This is a genomic window from Cupriavidus sp. 05T41 (assembly GCF_056396525.1).
This window is the reverse complement of the sequence record NZ_JBFTLQ010000002.1, coordinates 94,275-118,179: the sequence shown is the minus strand read 5'-3', so window position 1 is coordinate 118,179 and position 23,905 is coordinate 94,275. Positions and strand designations below refer to the sequence as shown.

The following is a 23,905-nucleotide window of genomic DNA, read 5'->3' as shown; positions in this document are numbered from 1 at the left end:
ACTCTTCCCGGATTTTTCCGGGACGTTACCCTGGCACCTTCTTCAGGTAGGCGGGTGCGTGGGGCGGGAGTCGGGATCACGCGGCGTGAACCGCCATGCGCGCCGCTACCGGTGCCGCCCCCTGCGCCCGCGGCTCCCGGGCGCCGTCGCCGATCCGGAACACGGCCACCGCCGCCGACAGCCTGCGTGCCTGCTCTTCCAGCGACCCGGCGGCCGCTGCGGCCTGTTCGACCAGCGCCGCATTCTGCTGGGTGACCTCATCCATCTGGGTGACCGCGACGTTGACCTGGTCGATGCCGGAGCTCTGTTCGGCGGCGGCGGCGGCGATCTCGTTCATGATGCCGCTGACGCGGGCGATGGCGCTGACGATCTCGGCCATGGTGGCGCCGGAGCGCTCGACCAGTCCGGCGCCCGCTTCCACGCGTGCGGTGGAGGCGTCGATCAGGCCCTTGATCTCTTTGGCGGCGCCGGCGCTGCGCTGCGCGAGCGAGCGCACCTCGCTGGCGACCACCGCGAAGCCGCGGCCCTGTTCGCCGGCACGGGCGGCTTCGACCGCGGCGTTCAGGGCCAGGATATTGGTCTGGAAGGCGATGCTCTCGATCACGCCGACGATCTCTCCGATCTTGCGCGAGTCGCCGACGATATGCTGCATGGTGCCGACCACCTGCTGCGTGAGTTCGCCGCCCTGGGCGGCCAGCCCCGAGGCGCCTTGCGCGAGATGGCTGGCCTGCCTGGCGTTCTCGGCGGTCTGTTTCACGGTGGAAGTGAGTTCTTCCATGCTGGCGGCGGTCTGTTCCAGCGATGCGGCTTGTTCTTCGGTGCGTTGGGAGAGATCGGTGTTGCCGGCGGAGATCTCGCGCACGCCGACGTTGATTGATTCGGTGCCGCCGCGCACGGTGCCGACCGTTTCGATCAGCGACGCCTGCATCTTCTGCAGGCCGGCGCTGAGCTTGCCCATCTCATTGTCGCTGTCGACCGGGACATGGCCGGTCAGGTCCCCGCTGGCGATGCGATTGAACTGCGCGATGGCGGCGTTGACCGGATCGACGATGGCGCGCATCAGCGCGGCACGCCCGAGCCACGACAGCAGCAGCGCGGCGGCGAGGCCGATGGCCACTGCCATGCTGACCGCCTTGAAGCGTTCCTGCGCCTCCTGGTAGCGCTGCGCGCCGCGCTCGAGCTGGAGCTTCTCCAGTGCCAGCATGGCCTTCTCATACGCACTGTAGAGCGGCGGCAGCTTGTGCGCCTGCTGCTGCAGGAAGGCTGGCTTGTCGCCTGCCTTGAGCGCCGCGAGCGCCGGCTCGACGCCTTCGCCGAGGAACCTGGCGCGCTTGTCCTGCATGTCCTTGATCAGGCGTTGCTCCTCGTCGCCGTTGCCGGCGCCGGCAAGGTAGTGCGCCTGGCGTTCGTTGGAGGCCTTCAGGTATTGGTCGGAGCGCTTGAGCACGGCGCTGGCGCCTTCCTGGTCGTTGAGCTCGGTGAGCGAGGCGTAGGTCGCGAGCGCCAGGCGCAGGCGCAGCAACTGCCCGGCGCTGCCTTCCAGGTCTGCCACCGCGGGCGTGTCGACGGTGTACATCTGCTTGAGCGATTCATTGCCCGCGCGCATGGACAAGAGTCCCGCCGCGGCCCCGACCACCAGGGCGAAACCGAAAAAGGCGACCATGAGGCTGAGATAGCCTCGGATGGACAGGTGCTTCAGCATTGTCTTCCTCTCGTTGAGTATGGCACTCGGCTTCCGTGTCGCCTGCACATGCGCCGGCGCATAGCACGGAGAACGCCTCTGATCATGGGGCGCTATTTCGGTCAACGGCGGGCCGGCGGAAAACTTGAAGCGGGAGGGCGTTGCCTCGTGCCGACGATGCGGAAGGCGGTCAGGCCACGATGCGCAGGCGGCAGGTCGCGGTTTCTTCCTGGCCGGGCGCGAGCCAGCGCAGGCCGGTGCCATGATGGATGGCATCGGGCAGGCCCAGCCATGGTTCCACGCAATAGAAGTCGGAATCGGCGTGCTCGGACCACGTGGTGACCGCGAACCAGGGGGCCGTCGCCGGAGCGGCGGCGACGTCAAGCTCGATCGCCAGCTTGCGCCCGCGCGGCGCCGTGGCGTCGGGCGGGATGGCAAGGGTGCAGGCGCGCGGCGCCGTGTGCGGCTCGCGCAGGACGTGGAAGGCGTCCTGCAGGCGGGAATCGTCGAGCCGATAGGCCGGAGCGCCGGGGCCGAGGTCCTCGGGCGAGCCGTCGGCGCGCTGGCGCATGCGCCGCGCGTCGGGCATATCCAGCACGGTGGCGCCGCGCACTTCGTGGGCGACGGCAAAATAGAAATGGTGGCCCGCGTAATACGGCAGCGGCTGCGCACCGGTATTGCGTGTGCGCAGCGTGGCCTCGATGCCGTCCTCGAGCAGGCGGTAGCCGGCCTCGAACGCGAATTCGAACGGATAGCCCGCGCGCGTCGCGTCGCAGGCTTGCAGTGTCATCGCGATGCGCCGGTCTGCCTCGTATTGCGAGACCGCGAACGGCAGGTCGCGAGCGAAACCGTGATTGGGCAGGGCGCGCACTTCGCCGCCGGCATCGCGCCACGCGCCCGGCACGCCATCGACAAAGTGCCGGGCAATGAACGGAAACAGCAATGGATTGCCGCCGCGCACGCGGGAAGGCTGGGACCAGTCGGCGCCGTCCGGCCAGAACAGGATGTCTTCGCCGCGATGCACCCAGCGCACCAGGCGTGCGCCCGCGTGCGGCGCGAGCAGCAGGTAATCATCCTGCCCGCCTACGCGGACCAGGTCCTGACCTTGGAAATTCGTGAGTGCGACGGCTTGCATGCGGTGTATCGTGTCCGGTGAGGGGACGACGAGAATGACGAGGGCAACGGCGCATCATAACCGGCATGGCACCGGCACCGCACCGGTGCCGGCTCCCGGCGAGCCGGGACGTTGCACGCCCTGCGCGAGTGCATGCGGCGGATTGCGCAAGGCAACCGCGGCGGGCACGGAGCCGGGCGCTTCACATTCGTCGCCGCGTTCGACCTTTGCCGCGCTGGCGCGGATGTTGCGTCGCCACGCAGCGCGTTCTCTCCCTAGCGAAAGGAGCTTGTCATGGCCGAGTCCACCAGCAAGTCCGGCAGCGCAACCGCCGGCGAGCCCGCCGCGGATTTTTCTCCCACGCGCTTCTCCCATGTGCGTCCGCAGGATACGGCCTTCGTCGACCAGGGCCTGCGCGACTTCTTCCTCTACCGCGACCTCGGCGTGGCCGATGCCACCGGCGGCAAGCTGCTGGTACAGCTCGTCAAGGCCAACCTCCCGCCCGAGCAGGGCACCGGCTGGCACCGGCACCAGGCGGCGTTCCATGTGGTGCTGATGCTCAAGGGCTGGGCGCGCTTCATGTACGAAGACAAGGAAACGCTGGTAGCCGCCGGCGACTGCGTGCACCAGCGTCCCGGCATCACGCACTACCTGTTCGACTATTCGCCCGACATGGAATACCTGGAGATCGTGGGGCCGGCCGACTTCGGCACGGTCGATGCCGAGGGTCCGTGCGCGGTGCCGCCGGTGACGCCATGGCCGGCGGACCGCACCGCCGCCTAGGAAGGAAGGGGCCCCTTCACCCGCTCATGTGCACGGTGTTGCGCACCAGCGGATAGACCTGCGCATCCCAGCGCTTGCCGTTGAACACGCCGTAGTGGCCGACACCGGTCTGCACATGATGCATGCGCATATAGGGCCGCAGGCTTTCGCACAGGTCCTGCGCGGCCATGGTCTGCCCGATGGCGCAGATATCGTCGCGCTCGCCTTCCACGGTCAGCAGTACCGTACGGTGGATGGCGCGCGCGTTCACGCGGCGGCCGGCCACGTCGAGCAGCCCCTGCGCCAGCAGGAAGCGCTGGAACACCATGCTCACGGTCTCGAGATAGAACTCGGCGCTGAGGTCCATGGTGGCGAAGTATTCCTCGTAGAACGTCTGGATCGCGTCGGCGCGCTTGTGCTCGCCGTTGGCGCGCAGGTCGTAGAGATCGCGGAAGGCTTGCTGGTGGCGCTCGCTGTTCATGCTCATGAAGGCCATGAGCTGCACGAAGCCGGGGTAGACCCGGCGCATCGCGCCGGCGAAGCGTAGCGGCACATGGCTGGTGAGCGAATTCTCGAACCACTCGATCGGCTGGCTGGTGGCCAGTTCGTTGACCTTGGTCGGGTTGATGCGCGCGTCGATCGGGCCAGCCATCAGGGTCAGGCTGGGCGGCTGCGCCGGGTCGTTGTCTTCCGCCATCAGGGCCACCGCCGCCAGCGCCGCCACGGTGGGCTGGCACACCGCCATCAGGTGCGTGCCGCCGCCGAGCACGTGCAGGAAGTCGATCAGGTGCTGGACGAATTCGTCAAAGCCGAAACGGCCGTGCATCAGGGAGATATCGCGCGGGTTGTGCCAGTCCGTGATGTAGACGTCATGGTCGCGCAACATGGTCTGCACCGTGCCGCGCAGCAGCGTGGCAAAGTGGCCAGACATCGGCGCGACCAGCAGCACGCGCGGCTGCCTGCTCACGCCGTGCTTGCGAAAACGCAGCAGTGAACAGAACGGCGTGCGCGCGGTGACTTCTTCCGTGACCTGCATCGGCACGCCATCCACGGTGACGCTGTCGATGCCGAAGGGCGGGCGGTGGTGCGTCAGCCGGCTCAACGCCAGCACCTCGCAGGCTGCGCGCGTGGCACGCATGGGATCGCAGCCAGCCATGCGTGGATTGGCGGCCAGCGACACCGCAATCATGTCGGCCAGGCCGCAGGCAGGCTGCATGAGGTCCGCGTAGCTCTGGTACACCTGATACAGCATGGCCGCCCCCCTTGTTATGCATTGACTTCATTCGCCGCAATATGCGTGCCACGGCGTATTGTTGGCATGAGGCTTGCGGGCTTGGGCCTGTGGAATGGCGGGTGACCTGTTCTGGTTCGTTTGCGGCGTGCACGCCGCGTGCGGCAAAGGCCCGCATCGCTGCTGCACCAGCGTGGCTTCATGCTGGTGCGGCCAGGCGCACCGCGCAGGTGCGGCGTCTTTTGTAGCGTATCCGGCGCGCGCGCAAGCAGGCGGACCGTGCCGCGATGCTCGCACCCGCGATGTACTACAACGTCATAGTAGAAGCAGCGGCCCGCGGCACATAGCAAGACATTGCAGCGGCATTGCATGGCGATACGCGGGGCGTGATTTGCACCAGAGGCAAACGAGCCGGCCCGCTGCGCAACGGCTCATCGGACTGGCAAGGAGGCGCGATGGCAAAGACGACCCTCACCATCAGCAGCAAGACATATTCGTCGTGGTCCCTGCGCGGCTGGCTGCTCGCGCGTTTCGCGGGGCTCGAGTTCGAAGAAGTGCTGGTGCCGCCGGACGACGCCGCGGCGCGCGCGGAAATCCTGCTGCTGTCGCCGTCGATCCTCGTGCCCCGCCTGTTCCACCAGGGCGTGACGGTGTGGGACACGCTGGCCATTGCCGAGTATCTCAACGAGATCAGCCCCAAGGCCGGGCTGCTGCCCGACGATCGCGCCGCGCGCGCGCACTGCCGCGCCATCTGCGGCGAGATGCATTCCGGCTTTGCCGCCATGCGCTCGGCCTTGCCGATGAACCTCAAAGGCCATTTTCCCGGCTTCAAGGTGTGGTCGCGCGCGCAGGCGGACATCGATCGCATCACGCAGATCTGGACCGAGTGCCTGACGCAATACGGCGGCCCCTTCCTGTTCGGCAAGCGCACCATGGCCGATGCGATGTACGCGCCGGTGGTGACGCGTTTCCTGACCTACGGCGTCGAGCTCGATCCGCAGCCGGTAGCCTACTGCAAGGAGATCCTCGCCATGCCCGAACTGCAGGAGTGGATCGCGCAGGCGCGCAAGGAACCGGACGAAATCAGCGAGCTTGAAGTGGAATTCTGAACGAGCGCTCTGCGCGCGCCGCAAAGCAAGGCGCCGGGCCGCAGCGACTGCGGCCCGGCGCCTCGCGCTTTCAGGCCGCCGCGGATGTGCCGGCGCGCGCGGCCAGGAAGCCTTCGGCGTAGGCGAAGTACCAGTCGAGCGTGTCCGGGTTGGCCATGGCGTCGCGATTGGCGATCTTGTCCGGGGCATGGCCAAGCAGCAGCTTCTTGATCGGCACTTCCATCTTCTTGCCCGACAGCGTGCGCGGCACGCCCGGCACCTGCAGGATCTCGTTGGGCACATGGCGCGACGACAAGGCGCTGCGGATGCGTGCGCGCATGGTCTCGCGCAGCGTTTCGTCCAGCACCAGCCCTTCGCGCAGCACCACGAACAACGGCATATAGGAATCGCGGCCGAGGTATTCGAGGTCCACCACCATGCTGTCGAGCACTTCCGGCAAGTCTTCCACCACGCGGTACAGCTCGCTGGTACCCATGCGGATGCCGTGCCGGTTGATGGTGGCGTCCGAGCGGCCATAGATGATGGCGCCGCCGTGCGCGGTGATCTTGATCCAGTCGCCGTGGCGCCACACGCCGGGGTAGGTGTCGAAGTAGCTGTCGCGGTAACGCTTGCCGTCGGCGTCGCCCCACAGGAACAGCGGCATCGACGGCATCGGCGCGGTGCAGACCAGCTCGCCGACTTCATCGATCAGCGCATGCCCGGCTTCGTCGAATGCTTCCACGCGCGCGCCCAGGCAGCGGCATTGCATCTCGCCAGAGTACACCGGCAGGATCGGGCACCCGGCCACGAAGGAGCCGGCGAAATCGGTGCCGCCGCTCATCGGCGCCAGCCAGATGTCGCTGCGCACATGGCGGTAGATCCAGTCGTAGGCCTCGGCCGGCAGCGGCGAGCCGGTCGAGCCGAGCGCGCGCAGCCGTGACAGGTCCGCCACGCGCGCGGGCTCGATGCCAGCCTTCATGCCGGCCGTGAAGAAGGCCGCACCCGCGCCGAAGGCAGTAACGCCCGCGGCCTCCACGAAGCGCCACAGCACGCCGGCGTCCGGGTAGGCGGGGTTGCCGTCGTAGAGCGCGATGGTGGTGCCCAGCAGCAGTCCCGCCACCTGCGCGTTCCACATGATCCAGCCGCTGCTGCTGTACCAGTGGAAGACATCGTCCGGGCCGAGGTTGTTGTGGAATGCCATGAGCTTGAGCTGCTCGATGACGATGCCGCCGTGGCCGTGCACGATGGGCTTGGGCATGCCGGTGGTGCCGGACGAGTAGACGATCCACAGCGGGTGATCGAACGGCACCGGCTCGATCGCCAGCGCCACGCGATGCGCCAGCACCGCCTGCCAGGCGTGGCGGCGCATGCCGGCGGGCAGCTCGACGTGGCTGGCCTGCCCGCGTGCCGGCAGCAGCACGATGTCGGTCAGCGAGGGCAGGGCGGCGGCCAGGTCGGCCAGCACCGGCGCGCGGTCGAAGTACTTGCCGCCGTACTGGTAGCCGTCCACGGCGATCAGCACCTTGGGCTCGATCTGGCGGAAGCGGTCGGTCACGGCCACCTGGCCCATGTCCGGGGCGCAGCCAGACCAGATCGCGCCGAGGCTGGCGGTGGCCAGGAAGGCGACCACGGTGGCGGGAATATTCGGCAGGTAGCCCGCCACTCGGTCGCCGCGCGTCACCCCCATGGCGCGCAGCGCGTGGGCGAGCGAGGCTACCTGTGCCTCGAGCGCATCCCAGCTCAGGTCTGTCACGCCGACGGCTTCGCCGGCAGAACGGATGGCGGCGCGCTGGCGCGCGGTGCCGCTGCCTGCGTGGCGGAACACCTGTTGCACGTAATTGAGGGTGGCGCCCTCGAACCAGCGTGCGCCGGGCATGGCGGGATCGCCGAGCACGCGTGCGGGCTCGGTGTCGAAGCGCAGGTCGAAGTAGGCGCGGATGGCGTCCCAGAAGGCTTCGAGGTCGGTTACCGACCATTGCCACAGGGCCGCGTAACCGTCAAAAGCGAGGCCGCGCTCGCTCGCCAGCCAGCGCATGAAGTGCGCGATATGGCTGTCGTCGCGGAACGCCGGCGACGGCGTCCACATCAGTCTCCCTTCTTCAAGGGTGGTCATGTCTCCTCCTCGGGTCCGTCTTTCGCGGACGTGCGGATGGTTGGGTCTTGGCTCGGTGCCGCGGCGGCAGCGCTGCCGCGTGCGGCTTTGCATGATCTTACATGCTGCGTCCCTTTGCGCTGGCGCGGTCCTCGAAAAGCGAGTCCCACAGGCCATCTATGCGCGCCTTCACCGCATCGTCCATGCGGATCGGGCGGCCCCATTCACGGGTGGTCTCGCCCGGCCACTTGTCGGTCGCGTCGATGCCCATCTTGGAGCCGAGCCCAGAGACCGGGGACGCGAAATCGAGGTAGTCGATCGGCGTGTTGTCGACCAGCACCGTGTCGCGCGACGGGTCCACGCGCGTGGTGATGGCCCAGATCACTTCCTTCCAGTCGCGCACGTCGACGTCGTCGTCCACCACCACGATGAACTTCGTGTACATGAACTGCCGCAGGAAGCTCCACACGCCGAACATCACGCGCTTGGCATGGCCGGCGTACTGCTTCTTCATGCGCACCACGGCCATGCGGTAGCTGCAGCCCTCGGGCGGCAGGTAGAAGTCGGTGATCTCCGGGAACTGCTTCTGCAGCAGCGGCACGAACACTTCGTTCAGCGCGACGCCCAGGATGGCCGGCTCGTCGGGCGGCTTGCCGGTATAGGTGGAGTGGTAGATCGGGTCGCGCCGCATGGTGATGCGGTCGATGGTGAAGACCGGGAACCAGTCCTGCTCGTTGTAGTAGCCGGTGTGGTCGCCGTAAGGGCCTTCGAGCGCATGCTGGTAGCCGCTGGGATGGTTCGGGTCGGGCTGGATATGGCCTTCGAGCACGATCTCGGCCGAGGCCGGTACGCTCAGTTCGGACAGCGTCGGCGTGATGCAGCCCGCCAGGGCGGTGCGGCTGCCGCGCAGCAGCCCGGCGAACTGGTACTCGGACAGGGTGTCCGGCACCGGCGTGACGGCGCCGAGGATGGTGGCGGGATCGGCGCCCAGCGCCACCGCGATCGGGAACGGCTTGCCCGGACTGGCGAGCGCGTGTTCACGGAAATCCAGCGCGCCGCCGCGATGGGCCAGCCAGCGCATGATGACCTGGTTGCGGCTGATGACCTGCTGGCGGTAGATGCCCAGGTTCTGGCGCTTCTTGTGCGGGCCCTTGGTAACCACCAGGCCCCAGGTGATCAGCGGCGCGGCATCCTCGGGCCAGCAGGTCTGGATCGGCAGCCGCGCCAGGTCCACGTCGTTGCCTTCCCAGACCACCTCCTGGCAGGCCGGGCTGCCGACGCGCTTGGGCGCCATGTCCCACACTGACTTGGCCAGCGTGAAGAGCTTGCCGGCTTCGCGCAGGCCGCGCGGCGGCTCAGGCTCCTTGAGGGCGGACAGTACGCGGCCGATGTCGCGCAGGTCGGCCAGGCTTTCTGCGCCCATACCTAGCGCAACCCTGCGTGTCGTGCCGAACAGATTGGCGAGCACGGGCACGCTATAAGTGTGTCCAGGCCGCCGGGGATCGCTCGGGTTTTCGAACACGACTGCCGGTCCTTCTGCCCGCAACAACCTGTCGCAGATCTCAGTCATTTCCAGGTTGGGCGACACCGGCGCGCCGATTCGCTTCAGTTCGCCAAGGCCTTCCAGTTGGCCGATGAAATCGCGCAAGTCGTTGTATTTCATAGTGAATTGTGTTGATGCCCAGGCGCGGCGACGCGCTTCTTCGGGCAGTGAGTGCGTGTTAATCATCACATGGGCACGGCGAGACGCAAATAAATCGCCCTGTTTTACATGCCCAAATTGTAAATTTTTTTGCCTTGTCCACTGCGGCGGCGATAGCCCCGATGCTTTACCAGCACTGACTTTGCCCCAATCCACGGCATGTCAAAGTGATGGAAAGGACTTTGTTACATATAGCTTTTAGTTATTATTTTGCCAAACGTTATTCTTGACGAGGTATAAAAGCGTTCCTACAATCCGGTTCTGCTCGTTGGAGTGTTGCGTTGCAGCACATTTTTTTCGGCCCTGTCAAGGGGCTGGTGAAGAATCATCCATATCTGATCATCTAAGCGGAATCGCCTGAGCAAGGGCGGATCCGGATCGACTGCCCCGGCGCTGACCGGGTGCATTGAGTAGTTCGCGGCAGGGCAGGCTCCCCCAAGAGCCTACCCTGTTTCCCGTTGGGCGCATGGGGAGCGCCCACCAACAGGTGCTGGCAGCCTTTGCTGGGCAGTGCAGCATCCTTACTTTGAGTACGCGGTCATCGGCGTGGTGCGTTTCGGCGCGGCACGATGCGGACGGCGGATGGAGGTAAGTATGAGTGGTTGGAAAACCCTTCATCTTCCCGGTGTCGGACGGGCATTGCAGGTCCGTTTCAGACAACCGGTTCCCGGGGTGAGTCGGGCATTGCAGGTCCGTCTCGCACACCGGGTCGCCGGCCGCGCCTTCCGGGGTGGCCGCGCAACACTGAAGTACGCCCTGAACAGTCTCGGGGTGGTGTCTGTAGTCGCAGCGGTATCGCTGGCTGTCAGCCAGGAATGGCGTACTGCACTGGCCGGCGCGCTGGCCGGTGAGGAAGCGCCTGCGGTGCTGATGGAAGCCGCGGTGCCGGCCGCCACGGCCGACGTGGCCGCGGCCAAGCTCGGCCTGGCGCCGTCGCCGATGCTGTCCAAGGCCGCGGGCCTGCCGACGGTGTCCGGCACGGACGACTGGGGCCAGCAGCCGGCCGGCAAGGTGCCCTCCGTGGCCCACCTGGCCGCGCAGATCCCGGCACAGCGCGTAGCGCTGGACGCCCGCAACCCGGCCACGCTGGGCAGCGCGCGCGAACAGGCCGTGGTGGCGGACTATATTGCCCGCAAGTACCGCGTGGCAGCCCAGGCAACCGTGCAACTGGTGAAGGCCGCGTACCTGACCGGCCGCGAGGTCGGTATCGATCCGCTGCTGATCCTGGGCGTGATCGCCATCGAGTCCAGCTTCAACCCATATGCCGAGAGCGGCGTGGGCGCGCAGGGCCTGATGCAGGTCATGACCAAGGTCCACCAGGACAAATACGAGGCCGTGGGCGGCGTGGCAGCCGCGCTCAACCCGTACGCCAATATCAAGATCGGCGCGCTGGTGCTGAAGGACTGCATCGCCCGTGCCGGTTCGCTCGAAGGCGGCCTGAAGTTCTACGTGGGTGCGACCAGCAACACCGATGGCGGCTATGGCGCCAAGGTGCTGGCCGAGCGGGCCCGCCTGCGCCAGCTCCCGGGCGTGCGCAGCGCGCCGGAGCCTGCCAAGCCGGAAGTCACGGCCGACGCCGATGCCAAGGCGCAGGCCCAGGCGGTGCACAACCAGGGTACCGCCGGCGACAAGCTGGAAGCCGCGGGCAATGTGCCCAAGAGCGCCTGATACGTCGCCTGGCCATGCATCGACAAGAAAAGCACCCCTCGGGGTGCTTTTCTGCTTTTTGCTCTTTGCTTTTTGCTTTTCCCGCCGCGCGCCAGCGCGGCCGGGCAGCGGGCAAGGCGTCAGGCGAAGAACTTGCGCAGCCGCGCCATGGCTTCCTCGATGTTTTCCATCGAGGTGGCGTAGGAGATGCGGATATAGTCGCTGGCCGTGTACGGCCCGAAGTCCTGTCCGGGCACCATGACCACGCCGGCATCGCGCAGCATGGCCTGGGTCAGGCTGTCGGCGTTGCCGGCGGCGGGGTGGTTGACGCCGCGGCAGTCCGCATAGATATAGAAGGCGCCGTCCGGCTTGACCGGCACCCGCAGCCCGATGGATTCCAGCGCCGGCACGACGGCATCGCGGCGGCGGCGGAACTCTGCCTTGCGCGCATCGTAGATGGCCAGCGCCTCGGGCGTGAAGCAGGCCAGCGCGGCATGCTGGGCGACCGCAGAGGCGCAGATGAACAGATTCTGCGCCACCTTCTCGAAGGCCTCGACCAGTTCGTCGGGCACCACCAGCCAGCCCAGGCGCCAGCCAGTCATGTTGAAGTACTTGGAGAAGCTGTTGACGGTGATCACGTCGTCATCCAGGCTCAGCGCCGACACCGGCGGCGCGTCATAGGACAAGCCCTGGTAGATCTCGTCGACGATGGCGAAGCCCTGGCGGGCGCGCACGGCCTTGAGGATGCGATCGAGTTCGGCCGGCAGGACCGAGGTGCCGGTCGGGTTGGAGGGCGAAGCCAGCAGCACGCCGCGCGTCTGCTCGCCCCAGTTGGCCTCGACCTGGTCGGCCGTGAGCTGGAAGCGCTGTGCCGGACCGCTAGGAATCATCTTCGCGCGGCCGTCGAAGGCTGCCACGAAATGGCGGTTGCACGGGTAGCTGGGATCCGGCATCAGCACCTCGGCGCCGATTTCGACCAGCACCGCGCAGGCCAGCAGCAGCGCGCCGGAGGCACCCGCCGTGACGATCACGCGGCGCGCGGGGATGTCGATCCCGTAGGTGGTCTTGTAGTAGCCGGCGATGGCCTCGCGCAGCGGCGCGATGCCGAGGGCGCCCGTGTACTGGGTGACGCCGCGCCGCATGGCCGCCTCCGCCGCCTTCAGGACGGGCTCGGCCGCCGTAAAGTCAGGCTCGCCGATGCCCATGTGGATGATGTGCCGCCCGGCACGTTCCAGGTCGGCAGCCTGCTTGGCCAGCTCCATCACGTGGAAGGCGTCGATATTGGCGAGGCGGGAGGCGGTGGCGAGGCGCTGCAGGTCCATGGCGGAAAAGGCTCGGTTGAGGGCGCGGTTGGCCCCGTAGTCGGTTCGGGTGCGGGAGCACAGGCTCCAGCTCAAGTAAAAACACCCGCCTGAAGCGGGTGTCGTTGTGGCAGGCGCGGGCGCCGCAGTGCGGCCCCGGCTGCCTTGCTCAGCGTCGGGCGGCCAGTTCGGGTGCGCGCACCTGGGCGGCCAGCTTGTCCAGCACGCCATTGACGTACTTGTAGCCTTCCACGCCGCCGAAGGTCTTGGTCAGCTCCACGGCCTCGTTGATGACGACCTTGTAGGGGATGTCGACGCAGTGGACCAGCTCGTAGCTGCCGATCAGCAGCGCGGCGCGCTCCACCGGCGAGAGCTCGTCCACCGGGCGGTCCAGGAACGGTGCGAACACCCCCGTCAGCGTGCTTTCCTCGCGGATCGCGCCGTTGAGCAGGGCGTCGAAATGCTCGCGGTCAGCCTTGTTGAAGCCTTGTGCCTCATGCAGGTGCGCCTGGATGGCGCCGGTGTCGTTGCGGTTCAGCAGCCACTGGTAGAGGCCCTGCAGCGCGAGCTCGCGCGAGCGGCGGCGGGCGCTCTTGGGTGCCGCCTTGGGCTCGGACTTCGCCTCGGACTTGCCTGCGGGCTTGCCGGCCGGGTTGCTGCTCTCGGGCGCATCACTCATCGTCGTCCTCGTCTTCGTCCTCTTCCTGGCCGCGCAGCGAATCCAGCGCGGAAACCAGGTTGGCCATCTCGACCGCGGCACGGGCGCAGTCGCGGCCCTTCTCGCGGGTGCGGGCGTGCGCCTGGGCGTCGGTGTCCACGGTCAGGATGCCGTTGGAAATGGGCACGTTGAAGTCCAGGCCCACGCGGGTGATGCCGGCGCCCGATTCGTTCGAAACCAGTTCGAAATGGTAGGTCTCGCCGCGTACCACGGCGCCCAGCGCGATCAGGGCGTCGAATTGGCCGCTTTCGGCCATCTTTTGCAATGCCAGCGGCACTTCCAGCGCGCCGGGCACGGTCACCACGAGGGTATCTTCGCCTTCGATGCCCAGCTTTTCCAGCTCGGCGACACAAGCTTCGCGCAGTTCTTCGCAAACCGGCTCGTTGAAGCGGGCCTGAACGATGCCGATGCGCAGGCCTTCGCCTTCGAGGTTGCTGGGGTAGAAACCGTGATCCATCTTGTATTCTCCTGGGTTCGGTTCGCGGCTGCCGCGGTTCGGAAAGGGGCGGCCGCTGGTATTCGATATTTCAGTCTGCCTGGCCGCGCATGGGCTGGTACCCGGTCACTTCCAGGTCGTAGCCGGTCATGCTCGGCATCTTCAGCGGCGAAGCCAGCACGCGCATCTTGCCCACCCCGACGTCCTTGAGGATCTGGGCGCCCGTGCCGTAGGTACGCAGGTCCGGCTTCTGGCGCGGCCGCTCCTGGGGCGTGTCGAGCGCTGCAAACTGGGTGAAGAGCTGCTGGGCGGTATCGCCGCAGTTCAGCAGCACCATCACGCCATGCTCGGCCTCGGCGATGGCTTCCAGCGCGGCCGGCACGCTCCACGAATGCGTAGTGCACGACACTTCCAGCAAGTCCAGCGTGGACAGCGGCTCGTGCACGCGCACCAGGGTTTCGCGCTCCGGCCGCGGTTCGCCCTTGACCAGCGCCAGGTGGGCGCGGCCGCTCGGCTTGTCGCGGTAGATGATGCTGTGGAAGGTGCCATACGGGGTCTGCATGGCGCGTTCGCCGGCGCGCTCGACGATGCTCTCGGTCCGGCTGCGGTAGTGGATCAGGTCGGCGATCGTGCCGATCTTGATATGGTGTTCTTGCGCGAACTCGATCAGGTCGGGCAGGCGCGCCATGGTGCCGTCGTCCTTCATGATCTCGCAGATCACGGCAGCCGGCGTCAGGCCGGCCAGGGCGCCCAGGTCGCAACCGGCTTCGGTGTGGCCGGCACGGATCAGCACGCCGCCCGGCTGCGCCGTGAGCGGGAAGATATGGCCCGGCTGGACCAGATCCACCGCGCGGGCATCCTTGGCTACCGCGGCCTGTACGGTGCGTGCGCGGTCAGCCGCGGAAATCCCCGTGGTCACGCCCTCCGCGGCCTCGATCGAGACCGTGAAGTTGGTGCCATGCACCGTGCCGTTGCGGCTGACCATGGGTTGCAGGTCCAGCTGGCGGCAGCGTTCGGCGGTCAGCGTCAGGCAGATCAGGCCGCGCCCGTACTTCGCCATGAAGTTGATTGCCTCGGGTGTGACGAAATCGGCAGCCAGGACCAGGTCGCCCTCGTTTTCGCGGTCTTCCTCGTCGACCAGGATGACCATGCGGCCGGCACGGATTTCGGCAATGATTTCTTCGGTACGGGCGATTGTCATGGATGGCAGGCTGGAGAACTGGCTGAAATTGGGGCGGAGTGCTTTGAAATTCGGGGCGGGATGGGATTGCTGGCCGGCTGGCGGGGCGCGTTGGCCGGGTTTTCGGAAAAAACCGGCCGGCCGCGCCAGCGGTCTGGCCCAATATTGTACGTCAAGCCGGCGCCGCGGGGCGCGGTGCCGCCGGCTGTCGGCTCGGTTCGGGACTCAGCCGGCCTTGGGCGCGCTCATCATGCGCTCCACGTAGCGCGCGATCAGGTCGATTTCCAGGTTTACGCGGGCGCCTGCCTTCAGGTCCTGCAGCGTGGTGACTTCGATGGTGTGGGGGATCAGGTTGATCGAGAACGTGCAACCCTGCGCGTCGTCGCTGACCTTGTTGACGGTCAGCGAGACGCCGTTGACCACCACGGAGCCCTTGTACGCCAGATAGCGGCCGAGTTCGCGCGGGGCGCGGATGCGCAGTTCGTGGGACTCGCCCACCGGGGCGAAATGGACGACCTCCCCGAGGCCGTCGACATGGCCGGACACCAGGTGGCCGCCGAGGCGGTCGGCCAGGCGCAGTGCCTTTTCCAGGTTGACGCGGCCCGGGCGGTCCAGGCCGGCGGTCTTGTCGAGCGATTCACGCGACACATCTACGTCGAAGGCGTCGCCATCCAGCGCGATCACCGTCATGCAGGCGCCCTGGATGGCAATGCTGTCGCCGAGGATGACATCGCTCAGGTCCAGTCCGGTGGCGCGCACGCGCAGGCGCACGCCGGCGGTTTCACCGGCAGCCAGCGGGGAAATGGTTTCGATGCGGCCGACGGCCGCGACAATGCCTGTAAACATGGTCAGTGCGGGATGCAAGGGGAAAACACGCATGCTAGCAGGTGCGCGGCCAGTTCGTTTTCCCGGCACGCGGCGGTGGCCGTGGCCGCGCCGCCGCCCGGCGCCTGAACGTGATCGCTGCCCGGCACCTAGACGTGGTCGGCGCGGCGGGCGATCAGGCGCAGGTCTTCGCCGACCATGCGCACGTCGTGCCAGCGGAAGGCCGCGGCATCCTGCAGGCGCGCCAGCGGCGGCAGGTTGAACATGCCCTGGGCATCGCCCAGCAGCTTGGGAGCCAGGTAGACCAGCAGTTCGTCGACGCAATGCTCGCGGATCAGCGAGCCGTTGAGCTTGAAGCCGGCCTCCACATGCAGTTCGTTGATGCCGCGCTTGCCCAGTTCCTCCAGCATGCGGCGCAGTTCTACCTTGCCATGCGGATTGGGCAGCACCACCACCTCGGCGCCGCGGGCTTCCAGCGCCCGCCGGCGGGCAGCGTCGTCGAAGGCGCAGAAGACCAGCACCGGCTTGGCGAAATCGCCGGTGTCCGGCGTGAGCAGGCGCGCATCCAGCGGGATCTCCAGCCGCGAGTCGACCACCACGCGTTGCGGCTGGCGCGGCGTTTCGATGGCGCGCACGTTGAGCTGCGGGTTGTCGTCGCGCACGGTGCCGATGCCGGTGAGGATGGCGCTGGCGCGCGCGCGCCAGGCATGGCCGTCGTCGCGCGCCGCCTGGCCGGTGATCCACTGGCTGGTGCCGTCGTGCAGCGCCGTGCCGCCGTCGAGCGAAGCCGCCACCTTGACCCGCACCCAGGGCAGGCCGCGCGTCATGCGAGAGACAAAGCCGATATTGAGTTCGCGCGCTTCCTTTTCCAGCAGCCCGCAGCGCACGTCGATGCCTGCTTCGCGCAGGCGCTGCAGGCCACGCCCGGAGACCGAGGGATTGGGGTCTTCCATGGCAGCCACCACGCGGGCGATGCCGGCGCGCGCCAGCGCATCCGCGCACGGCGGCGTACGACCGAAGTGGCTGCATGGCTCGAGCGTGACGTAGGCCGTCGCGCCCGCCGGGTCGTGGCCGTTTGCCGCGGCGTTCTTGAGCGCCTGGATTTCCGCGTGGTCCTGCCCGGCCGGCTGGGTGAAGCCCTGGCCGATGATCTTGCCGTCCTTCGACAACACGCAGCCGACGCGCGGATTGGGCGTAGTGGTGTACATGCCCCGCGCAGCTAGCGCGAGAGCCTGTGCCATGGCTGCGTGGTCGGTGTCAGAGAACATGAGGCTAGGGTGTCGCTCGCGGCGCGTTGGGTGGGGATCGGTCTCGGCAACAGGATACCCGGGCGTCCGGATGTCACGATGTCACTGTGGATCGGGCTGGGCGGCGCCGTCGCAGTCGGCATCCCGTCCCGGAGTGCAAAGGCGAACCCGGCCATGCGCGCCGAGCCTCAGCTGCCGTTGTTCACCGCGGCAGGACACGGTGAAGGTGGCGGCAAGGAAACCACCCTGCTCTGAGCGAGAGTATCCCACAGCTGTCATGCGCAGCGTATTGTTGCCTTGCGCCGTAGAGCGCAGGCCGATCCGCAGGCAGGCGCTGCGCATTTCCACCACCGCAAGCGGCGGTGCGGCGTGTTCGCCCGCCGTCACCACGCTCAAATGCCAGCCGCGGTCGAGCGTCGTGGCACCGGGCAGCGGCGCGAGTATCACGTCGCTGCGCCTGGCCACGGCGGTGGCGCGCGCCAGCGCGAGCGAGCCGGCCAGGCGGTCCGCCGCCAGATCGACCTGCTGCCGCGCCACCATGTGCTGCAACGACGGATAGGCCGCCCCGGCAAGGATGGCAAGCACGGCCAGGCAGGCCAGGAGTTCGGCAAGCGTGGCGCCGTGCCACGGGCGCCACGCCAGCGGTCGCCCCATCGCTCAGCAAACCGGCGGTAGCGGCACCGCTTCGGCGGCATGCGCTGGATGTGCAAGCCATTCGCCCGTGCTGCGCAGGATCAGCGTGCCGCATGGCGCATCGGGCCGTTGCGGCACGGCGCGAAGCTCGACGCAGCGCTCCAGCTCCCCGCCCGGGCAAGCACCGGCACTGATCAGATGTCGGGAGCGCGCCGGCGGTGCCGGCACGGGGCGCGGCCACTTGCCTGCCACCTGTCCGCCGCCGGGCTCGGCTGCGAAGGTCATGGCGGCCAGCGCGTGGCGTTCCAGTTCCAGCATGCCGCCAAGCAAGGCGCTGCGCGCCTCGGCGCGCCAGCCGCGCTCCAGGTGCTGGTGCCAGGCGGGCACGACCATGGCGGCGAGGATGCCCAGGACGGTCAGCGTGACCAGCAATTCGAGCAGGGTAAAACCGGTTGGGCGGGGTCTGTGCGACATGAGCGGTTCTCCGGTTGCGGACCGGCGCACCACGGGATGCGCGACGGGCGGTGAATGAGGAGGGGAGGGGAGGTGTGGCGTGCCGTTTCAAGGGGCGCCCGCGCGGATCAGCTCCCGCCAGCGCAGGCGGCCGGTGCGGCGGCTGGCCACCGTGCTGGCGAGTTGCGTGGCACGGCCCGCCTCAAGGGACCAAAGTGTCAATGTCACCGTCGCGCGCGCGCCTAGGCCAGGCCCGCTCGGCGGTGCCGGGGAAAGCGGCGTGGCGGCAAGGCTGATCGCGGCGTCCGCACCGACGGCTTGCCCGCGTGGCGGCTGCACGAGGGGCTTGCCGGGCGGGGCGGCATCTCCGCTCAGCGCGCGGAGCAGGTAAGCCCGCTGGCGTGCGTCGGGCGTGCGCGTAACCAGGGCCAGGTGACCCGGGGCGGCGGGCAGGATCCGCTCCAGGCGCTCGCCGGGGTTGGCAAGCACTCGTTTCCAGCCGCCCGTGGCTTGCGCGTTCGCCGAGGTGGCAGGCTCGAACACGGCGGCGACATCGCCGCCGCTGCCGTACACCACGAGATGGCCGCCGGGCGCGCTGATGATCTCCGGCGCCACGGGTATGGGCGGTGCCGCTTGCTGCGAGGCGCGCGTATCCAGGCGGTGCTGGCAACGGCCGTCCTCCCCGAGCCACGGCGCTGGCCCGCGCAGGTCGAAGCGCCAGAGGCGGCCGGCGTCATCCACGGCATAGGCTGCCACGGCCAGCCCGCCAGCATCGGACAGCACGGTCGCGGCGAGCAGCGCCGTACCGGCCGTGCCTGCCCCGCAGCCGCTCGCGGGCAAGCGCAGGCGTTGCACGGCGTACTTGCCGAGCCACGGGGTGTGGGCGGGTTTGTCCAGTGGCAGCAGCGCGAGTCCGCCCGGCGCCAGCGGCACCATCGCATACCATCTGTTCCCGTCAGGCGCGGGCAGGGCCAGCGCCCGGATCGGCCCCGCGGGCGCCAGCGGAAGCGCGGGGGAGGCATGGGCTTCCCACAGCGGGCCGAGCGGGGGCTCGAGCGCGGTATCGGTGATATCGAGGGCGAACACGGCGGCCGGGGCCTGCTGCCCCGCCTGCCTCGCCTGCCCCGGGCGGGCGGCCGTGATTGCTGCCATGCCGCACAGCAGCACAGTTCGCCAGCGTCCCGGTCCGAGCAGGACATCGGCGGCCTCGGGGAATGGGCAGGGAACCTGGGCTGGCCGGTTGGCGGGGGCTGACAGCGTTCCTCGCGCGACTGGTCCCGATGGTGCCGCCTGGCCCGGCAGGACGCCTGGCGCGTAAGCCAGCACTTCCTCGCCGGTGCCGGCATCGAAGGCATGCAGCAGGCCGCCGTGTGTTCCCAGCCAGACGAGGGCGGGGCGGGCCGCATGCTTGCGGGCAAACCTGGCGTGGCCGGGGCGGCCTGGCATCCATGCCGGCGGCGGCACGAGAACTGGCTGCGCACCGGTCGGGCTGCGGGCCAGGGGCGCCCGACGCAGCCTAGCCAGATGCCGTGCCGCGGCGCCATCCACGTCCGGTTGCGCGGAGAGCAGCCGGCGTGAATCCGGATCGCGCGCGGCAAGCCGTGCTCCGGCTTCCCAGGCGGGCAGGAAGGGCGCAGGCAAATGCGGAGGTTGCTTCGCAGTCGTGGCCGGACGGACAAGGGCGAGCAGGCGGCCGGTCCCGGGCTGCTGGCCGGGCTCCGCTATATAAATGAGCGACTGCCGCGACGCCGTGACGGAGCCCTGCACCGCGCCGGCGCCGAGACCGGCGAAGAAGGCGACCAGCAGGCCGCAGCCCAGGACAGCGCGCCTCATGGCTCGAATTCCGTCTGCAGCAGCCTGCGCACCGCCCGGTCGCGCCCGGCGCCAAGCGCGGTGATGCGAAAGCGCAGCCGCGGGCCGCCGCTCGCATACCCTGGCGTCAGCCATTCGCCGGCTGGCCGCTCGTGGAGCAGCTCGACCACGTAGCGCGGCAGCGCATTCGCGCCAGCGACGTCTGGCGGCAGCACCGGCAGCGTGGTCCCCGTGAAAGCGCCCATGGCGACGCCGGTGGCCACATCCGCTCCGCGCGCATCGAGCCAGTCGTCCCAGGCCGGCGGCAGGCCCACGCCGGGCCGGCACAGCCCCAGCCGCGGTCCCTGCCCGCACTGGCCGGCCGGCGGCCACGTGCCCAGCCGTGCATCCGCGCCGGCGTTGCCGGCGCGCAGTGCCTGCAGCAGGTCGGCCTCGGCGTCCAGCAGACCGGTCTCAGCCGCACGGAAGGCAATTTCGCGATCGAGCTGGTAGGTGCCGATCTGCCGTGCGGAGAGCAGGAAATGCAGGCCAGCCACCATGGCGGTTGCGGTGAGCAGCAACATCGTGGCGGTCAGCATCAGCGTCGTGCCGCCGGCGGCACGGTGCCGCGCGTTCAACAAGGGCAGCATCAACATACCGCTGCCGCGCAAGGCACGGCATTGCGCAGCCGTACCGAGGCCGAGAACACGCGCCGCATCACACCCGGCCCCGCGGGCGGCTGGAATACCGTGTCGCCGCCCTGGACATCGGGCGTGGGCGGAAACAGCACGAGCCGCTGCCCCCCAGCTGCCTGCGGCAGCGGCCGCTCGCCGCGCAAGACCAGCGCCACCTGCACCGCCAGTACCCCGCGCCATGCAGACGTTCCCCGCCGGTTCAGTTCCTCGGCGCGCAGGAAGGTGTCCGGCTTGCCGTCGCCGCTGGTGTCGATGCCGTAGCGCAGCTGCATGGCCTCGACGCCGCGCACCAGCGCGCCCGATGTCCAGCTGCCAGCCTGCACCTGCCCGCCGCGCCGGCTTGCATAGCGGCACAGTAGCTGCGGCTCGCCATCGGCGCCAATGGCGACGTAGAGCAAGTTGGCGCCCGCATACGCCGTGGCGGGCGCTGCGCCGGCCGCATCGCCCACGCTTTGCGCCGCCAGCGCATAGCCGCTGCAATCCACCATGGTCCGGTCCGGCACGGTCGGCTGCAGTTCGCGTCCGCTGCCACTGAAGCGCACCAGCAACGCGTCGCTGCCATTGACGCCGCTGCGCGCGCAACTGGGGACGGCGGCGATGCCGGGCTGCCCGCAGTCGTCGCGCCCGGACAGCGCCGGCGGCGCATCGGCGGGATCCGGCGCGGCGTCCGGCAGCCAGCCGGCGTGGTGGACCAAGTGCGTGACGATGGCGAGCGCACGCTGGCCGCGTTCTTCCAGCAGCACGAGATCGACCGCGGTGCGATAGGCGGCCTGGGCCATATGAAGGGCCGACATCGCCAGCGCGCTAACCAGCAGGCCAAGGGTCAGGCCGACCAAGAGTTCGATCAGCGAGTAGCCCTTCCAGCGTTGGCGCAGGGGAACACAAGCGCTTGTCACGGTCGCACCCATAGTGCAATCGTGCGCAAGCGCGCATTGTTGCTGTTGCCGCTGGCCGCGTCCGCGAACGCATGGAGCGGACCAACGACCGCCAACTGCTGCCCAGCCACGCAAGCCGGCAGGATGTGTTGGTCGCCTGCGGAAGCAAGTGATTTGCACAGACGCAGGTGCTCCGTAGCGATGCCGCGGGTGTGCACCGAAGACAGTACCAGTGATGGTGCTTCGAGTTCGGCCAGCTCGGCGCCCGCGCGCGTCGCATGGCTGAGCGCTTCGTAGTGGCGCAATGTTCCAAGTGCGACAGGTGCGAGCGTGCAGAGCGGCAGGAGACCAATGCCAAGCAAGGCGAGAGCGGTAAGAGCCTCGATCAGGAAGAAACCTCGCATGGGCGGATTGCCCTCGCAAATCGGGGGCATGACATGTCGCGGCGGCAGTTCTCTGAACGTATTGACATGAGTGGCACCGAGCGGACGCAGAAAGCCCGCGCGCCGGGCGCACCGATTCATGTAAGCCGGATGAAGTGTCGCTGCGGGCATGGCAAATCCGCTCTGGATGACGATTTGCCGAGGATGCCGCGCCAAAGATCAGGTGAATGTGCCGGGCAGTGACGAGTTTGAAAATTCATGTTGCAGACATATGTGGCCACAAACCAACGCCGGCGATCGAAAATCATGGGCTAGAGCGCCTGAATTGACACTTCCCTGTCCTTTCCCCCACTATAGCGGGGTGGCGCTGACGGCTGGATGCGCTATGAAGTAAGCAAGGCCGATGCGCATGTCGCCGGCCCGCAGAAAATTAAAAGATATTTCGGGATGGGTTCGGTGCTTCCATCGCAGAGTGGGATGCCGGAATCCGGATGAGTTATTCAACCGGGGGTCATATGAACTGGGTCAAATCTTCGCTCGCGCAGCGCCCGTATCCGGCTGTTTACCGGCGGCGTTGACATGTCCGCGCCGCTTCGCTATTTCGCGACCGCGCCGCGCCTCCTCACTCAGCAAGACGCTCCGCCTGGATCAGGCCGGCGCGGATGTCGAGTGGCGCGCGGCTTTACCTTGATCGAACTGATGGTGACGGTGGCGATCCTGGCCATCCTATCGGCGATCTCTATTCCGATGTACTCGGACTACGTCACGCGTAGCAAACTGTCCGAAGCCTTTGATACGCTTTCCGTTTTCGGCTTGCGCATGGAGCAGAGCTTTCAGGACAACGGCAACTATGGCGTGGCAGCTTGCAATGTTTCCACGTCGTCGGCGAACTTCTCCTACCAGTGCAACCTGACTTCTGCTGGGCAAGGCTTCCTTGTGACTGCGCAGGGCAAGGGACCGGTCACCGGGTATACCTATACGCTTGACCAGACCGGCAATAGAGCAACCACTATCTACAAGGGCCAGGCGGCAAATGGCGCCTGCTGGTGGCTGACTGCGGGGAACTGCTGATATGAGGATGAAAGGGCTGTCTCTTATCGAGATGATGGCCGTGCTTGCCATCATCTCCATTCTGTTGATGGTGGGCGTGCCGAGCCTTAGCGACTATTTGCAGAACAACCGCTTGCGTGCCGTCGGCGAACAATTGTCCTCCGATCTCAAGGCTGCGCGCGTTGAAGCGCTCAATCGCAACCGGATGACGACATTCACGATGTCGGCAAAGGGCTGGTCCTACGCGGTGCCAAGCGCTGCCGGATTCGCCGGTTATTCTGCCTCTCCGCCGGAGATGAGCCGGGCGGTGGCTATTGCCTCGAACCAGGCATCGATTTGCTTCGACGGTACTGGGCGTGTGCTGGCAGCGGATTGCGGCGGACCGCCGGTGGCGCTGCCGCAGTTTGATGTCCAGCCTGTGAGCGGAAGTGCCGCCTGTCAGGCCAAGGGCGGGACCATGCAGTGCTTGCGCGTGACGCTGTCAGCGTTGGGGCAAGCGCGCGTGTGCAATCCTGCGGCCGCGGCCAACAGTGTGATGGCGTGCTGATATGAAAGTACGCACCGAAGGCTTCGCGCTAATCGAGGCGCTGGTGTCATTGACGCTTTTCTCGATCGGGATCGTTGGCTTGTGCGCGGCGACCTTGCTCGCGGCCAAGCAGAACTCGCAAACGCGCTACCGCACGGTGGCACAGTACTACGCCGCGGAGATCATCGGGGTCGCCACGGTGGATTCCGCGAACGCAGCTTGCTACACCGTGCCCGCCGGGGGTGGCTGCACAGCGGGCACGGGCCAGGCGATCGCTGCCGACTGGTTGACGCGCGTGAAGGCGGCGCTGCCCAGCGATGTACCGCATGCGCCTAGCGTGGTGTACGACGCCGTCTCAGGCAATATGACCGTTACGCTGCAATGGAAGCTTGCGGGCGAGGCACAGGAGAAGACCTACGTGAGCCTCACCACGTGGCACAACCTCGTGACCACCACTAACCTCAGGTAGCCACTC

At 67.8% G+C, this 23,905-nt stretch carries 23 protein-coding genes; 6 read left to right on the top strand and 17 right to left on the bottom strand.

The features are described from left to right. Positions 1–76: 76 nt before the first annotated feature. Together AC1DKV_RS01880 and AC1DKV_RS01875 are read right to left on the bottom strand one after the other, a co-directional pair. Positions 77–1,702 carry a methyl-accepting chemotaxis protein gene (locus tag AC1DKV_RS01880; RefSeq protein ID WP_441613246.1) on the bottom strand — a complete coding sequence of 542 codons (1,626 nt, stop codon included), beginning with the start codon at positions 1,700–1,702 and terminating at the stop codon, positions 77–79. A 169-nt stretch (positions 1,703–1,871) separates the two neighbouring features. Next, on the bottom strand, positions 1,872–2,816 hold the full coding sequence (locus AC1DKV_RS01875; protein ID WP_441613245.1) for an aldose epimerase family protein: 945 nt from the start codon (positions 2,814–2,816) through the stop codon (positions 1,872–1,874). Positions 2,817–3,089: 273 nt separating this feature from the next. Here AC1DKV_RS01875 and AC1DKV_RS01870 point away from each other — a divergent pair, with 273 nt between their 5' ends. Beyond that, positions 3,090–3,578: a cupin domain-containing protein gene (locus AC1DKV_RS01870; protein WP_441613244.1), complete on the top strand. Its 489-nt coding sequence runs from the start codon at positions 3,090–3,092 to the stop codon at positions 3,576–3,578. Between the two features lie 16 nt (positions 3,579–3,594). Here AC1DKV_RS01870 and AC1DKV_RS01865 read toward each other — a convergent pair whose 3' ends face one another. Then, complete coding sequence (locus tag AC1DKV_RS01865; RefSeq protein WP_441613243.1) at positions 3,595–4,809, bottom strand: polyhydroxyalkanoate depolymerase; 1,215 nt, start codon at positions 4,807–4,809, stop codon at positions 3,595–3,597. A 434-nt stretch (positions 4,810–5,243) separates the two neighbouring features. Here AC1DKV_RS01865 and AC1DKV_RS01860 point away from each other — a divergent pair, with 434 nt between their 5' ends. Next, positions 5,244–5,897, top strand: coding sequence for a glutathione S-transferase family protein (locus AC1DKV_RS01860; RefSeq protein WP_441613242.1), 654 nt, complete (start codon positions 5,244–5,246; stop codon positions 5,895–5,897). A gap of 70 nt (positions 5,898–5,967) precedes the next feature. On the opposite strand, the gene AC1DKV_RS01855 is transcribed toward AC1DKV_RS01860, so the two are convergent. Next, on the bottom strand, positions 5,968–7,989 hold the full coding sequence (locus tag AC1DKV_RS01855; protein WP_441613241.1) for an acetoacetate--CoA ligase: 2,022 nt from the start codon (positions 7,987–7,989) through the stop codon (positions 5,968–5,970). A gap of 97 nt (positions 7,990–8,086) precedes the next feature. Next, positions 8,087–9,631 (bottom strand): 4-hydroxy-3-polyprenylbenzoate decarboxylase, encoded by a 1,545-nt coding sequence (gene ubiD, locus AC1DKV_RS01850; protein WP_441613240.1) that lies wholly within the window; start codon positions 9,629–9,631, stop codon positions 8,087–8,089. 633 nt (positions 9,632–10,264) lie between these two features. Here ubiD and AC1DKV_RS01845 point away from each other — a divergent pair. Next, positions 10,265–11,338 carry a lytic transglycosylase domain-containing protein gene (locus tag AC1DKV_RS01845; protein ID WP_441613239.1) on the top strand — a complete coding sequence of 358 codons (1,074 nt, stop codon included), beginning with the start codon at positions 10,265–10,267 and terminating at the stop codon, positions 11,336–11,338. 119 nt (positions 11,339–11,457) lie between these two features. Here AC1DKV_RS01845 and AC1DKV_RS01840 read toward each other — a convergent pair whose 3' ends face one another. The 12 genes from AC1DKV_RS01840 to AC1DKV_RS01785 all read right to left on the bottom strand — a co-directional run bounded on the left by AC1DKV_RS01840 (position 11,458) and on the right by AC1DKV_RS01785 (position 22,025). Further along, positions 11,458–12,639 (bottom strand): pyridoxal phosphate-dependent aminotransferase, encoded by a 1,182-nt coding sequence (locus tag AC1DKV_RS01840; protein WP_441613238.1) that lies wholly within the window; start codon positions 12,637–12,639, stop codon positions 11,458–11,460. Between the two features lie 148 nt (positions 12,640–12,787). Continuing rightward, positions 12,788–13,297: a transcription antitermination factor NusB gene (nusB, locus tag AC1DKV_RS01835; RefSeq protein WP_441613237.1), complete on the bottom strand. Its 510-nt coding sequence runs from the start codon at positions 13,295–13,297 to the stop codon at positions 12,788–12,790. After that, positions 13,290–13,793: a 6,7-dimethyl-8-ribityllumazine synthase gene (gene ribH / locus AC1DKV_RS01830; RefSeq protein ID WP_441613236.1), complete on the bottom strand. Its 504-nt coding sequence runs from the start codon at positions 13,791–13,793 to the stop codon at positions 13,290–13,292. Before ribH ends, nusB begins: the two co-directional genes overlap by 8 nt. Positions 13,794–13,863: 70 nt before the next feature. Continuing rightward, the gene (ribBA, locus tag AC1DKV_RS01825; RefSeq protein ID WP_441613235.1) at positions 13,864–14,973 is read right to left on the bottom strand and encodes a bifunctional 3,4-dihydroxy-2-butanone-4-phosphate synthase/GTP cyclohydrolase II; all 1,110 of its coding nucleotides are present in this window, start codon (positions 14,971–14,973) and stop codon (positions 13,864–13,866) included. Positions 14,974–15,177: 204 nt separating this feature from the next. Next, positions 15,178–15,798: a riboflavin synthase gene (locus tag AC1DKV_RS01820; RefSeq protein ID WP_441613234.1), complete on the bottom strand. Its 621-nt coding sequence runs from the start codon at positions 15,796–15,798 to the stop codon at positions 15,178–15,180. Between the two features lie 128 nt (positions 15,799–15,926). Next, on the bottom strand, positions 15,927–17,045 hold the full coding sequence (ribD, locus tag AC1DKV_RS01815; RefSeq protein ID WP_441613233.1) for a bifunctional diaminohydroxyphosphoribosylaminopyrimidine deaminase/5-amino-6-(5-phosphoribosylamino)uracil reductase RibD: 1,119 nt from the start codon (positions 17,043–17,045) through the stop codon (positions 15,927–15,929). A gap of 81 nt (positions 17,046–17,126) precedes the next feature. Further along, on the bottom strand, positions 17,127–17,678 hold the full coding sequence (locus AC1DKV_RS01810; RefSeq protein WP_441613232.1) for a GspH/FimT family pseudopilin: 552 nt from the start codon (positions 17,676–17,678) through the stop codon (positions 17,127–17,129). 3 nt (positions 17,679–17,681) lie between these two features. Beyond that, positions 17,682–18,131 carry a type IV pilin protein gene (locus AC1DKV_RS01805; protein ID WP_441613231.1) on the bottom strand — a complete coding sequence of 150 codons (450 nt, stop codon included), beginning with the start codon at positions 18,129–18,131 and terminating at the stop codon, positions 17,682–17,684. A gap of 87 nt (positions 18,132–18,218) precedes the next feature. Next, positions 18,219–19,943 carry a pilus assembly protein gene (locus AC1DKV_RS01800; RefSeq protein WP_441613230.1) on the bottom strand — a complete coding sequence of 575 codons (1,725 nt, stop codon included), beginning with the start codon at positions 19,941–19,943 and terminating at the stop codon, positions 18,219–18,221. Continuing rightward, entirely contained in the window at positions 19,940–20,551 is a 612-nt protein-coding gene (locus AC1DKV_RS01795; RefSeq protein WP_441613229.1) for a pilus assembly PilX family protein, read from the bottom strand. The genes AC1DKV_RS01800 and AC1DKV_RS01795 overlap by 4 nt, the downstream gene beginning before the upstream one ends. Then, positions 20,551–21,504: a PilW family protein gene (locus tag AC1DKV_RS01790; protein ID WP_441643193.1), complete on the bottom strand. Its 954-nt coding sequence runs from the start codon at positions 21,502–21,504 to the stop codon at positions 20,551–20,553. The genes AC1DKV_RS01795 and AC1DKV_RS01790 overlap by 1 nt, the downstream gene beginning before the upstream one ends. Next, positions 21,489–22,025 carry a hypothetical protein gene (locus AC1DKV_RS01785; protein WP_441613227.1) on the bottom strand — a complete coding sequence of 179 codons (537 nt, stop codon included), beginning with the start codon at positions 22,023–22,025 and terminating at the stop codon, positions 21,489–21,491. Before AC1DKV_RS01785 ends, AC1DKV_RS01790 begins: the two co-directional genes overlap by 16 nt. A gap of 408 nt (positions 22,026–22,433) precedes the next feature. Between AC1DKV_RS01785 and AC1DKV_RS01780 the strand changes: the two genes are divergently transcribed. Genes AC1DKV_RS01780 through AC1DKV_RS01770 form a run of 3 tightly spaced genes read left to right on the top strand, consistent with a single transcriptional unit; the run spans position 22,434 to position 23,899 of the window. Next, a complete protein-coding gene (locus AC1DKV_RS01780; protein ID WP_441613226.1) occupies positions 22,434–22,925 on the top strand; it encodes a type IV pilin protein in 492 nt (163 codons plus the stop codon). Positions 22,926–22,932: 7 nt separating this feature from the next. Next, entirely contained in the window at positions 22,933–23,451 is a 519-nt protein-coding gene (locus tag AC1DKV_RS01775; RefSeq protein WP_441613225.1) for a GspH/FimT family pseudopilin, read from the top strand. A gap of 1 nt (position 23,452) precedes the next feature. Then, positions 23,453–23,899: a type IV pilus modification PilV family protein gene (locus AC1DKV_RS01770; RefSeq protein ID WP_441613224.1), complete on the top strand. Its 447-nt coding sequence runs from the start codon at positions 23,453–23,455 to the stop codon at positions 23,897–23,899. The last annotated feature ends 6 nt before the right edge of the window (positions 23,900–23,905 follow it).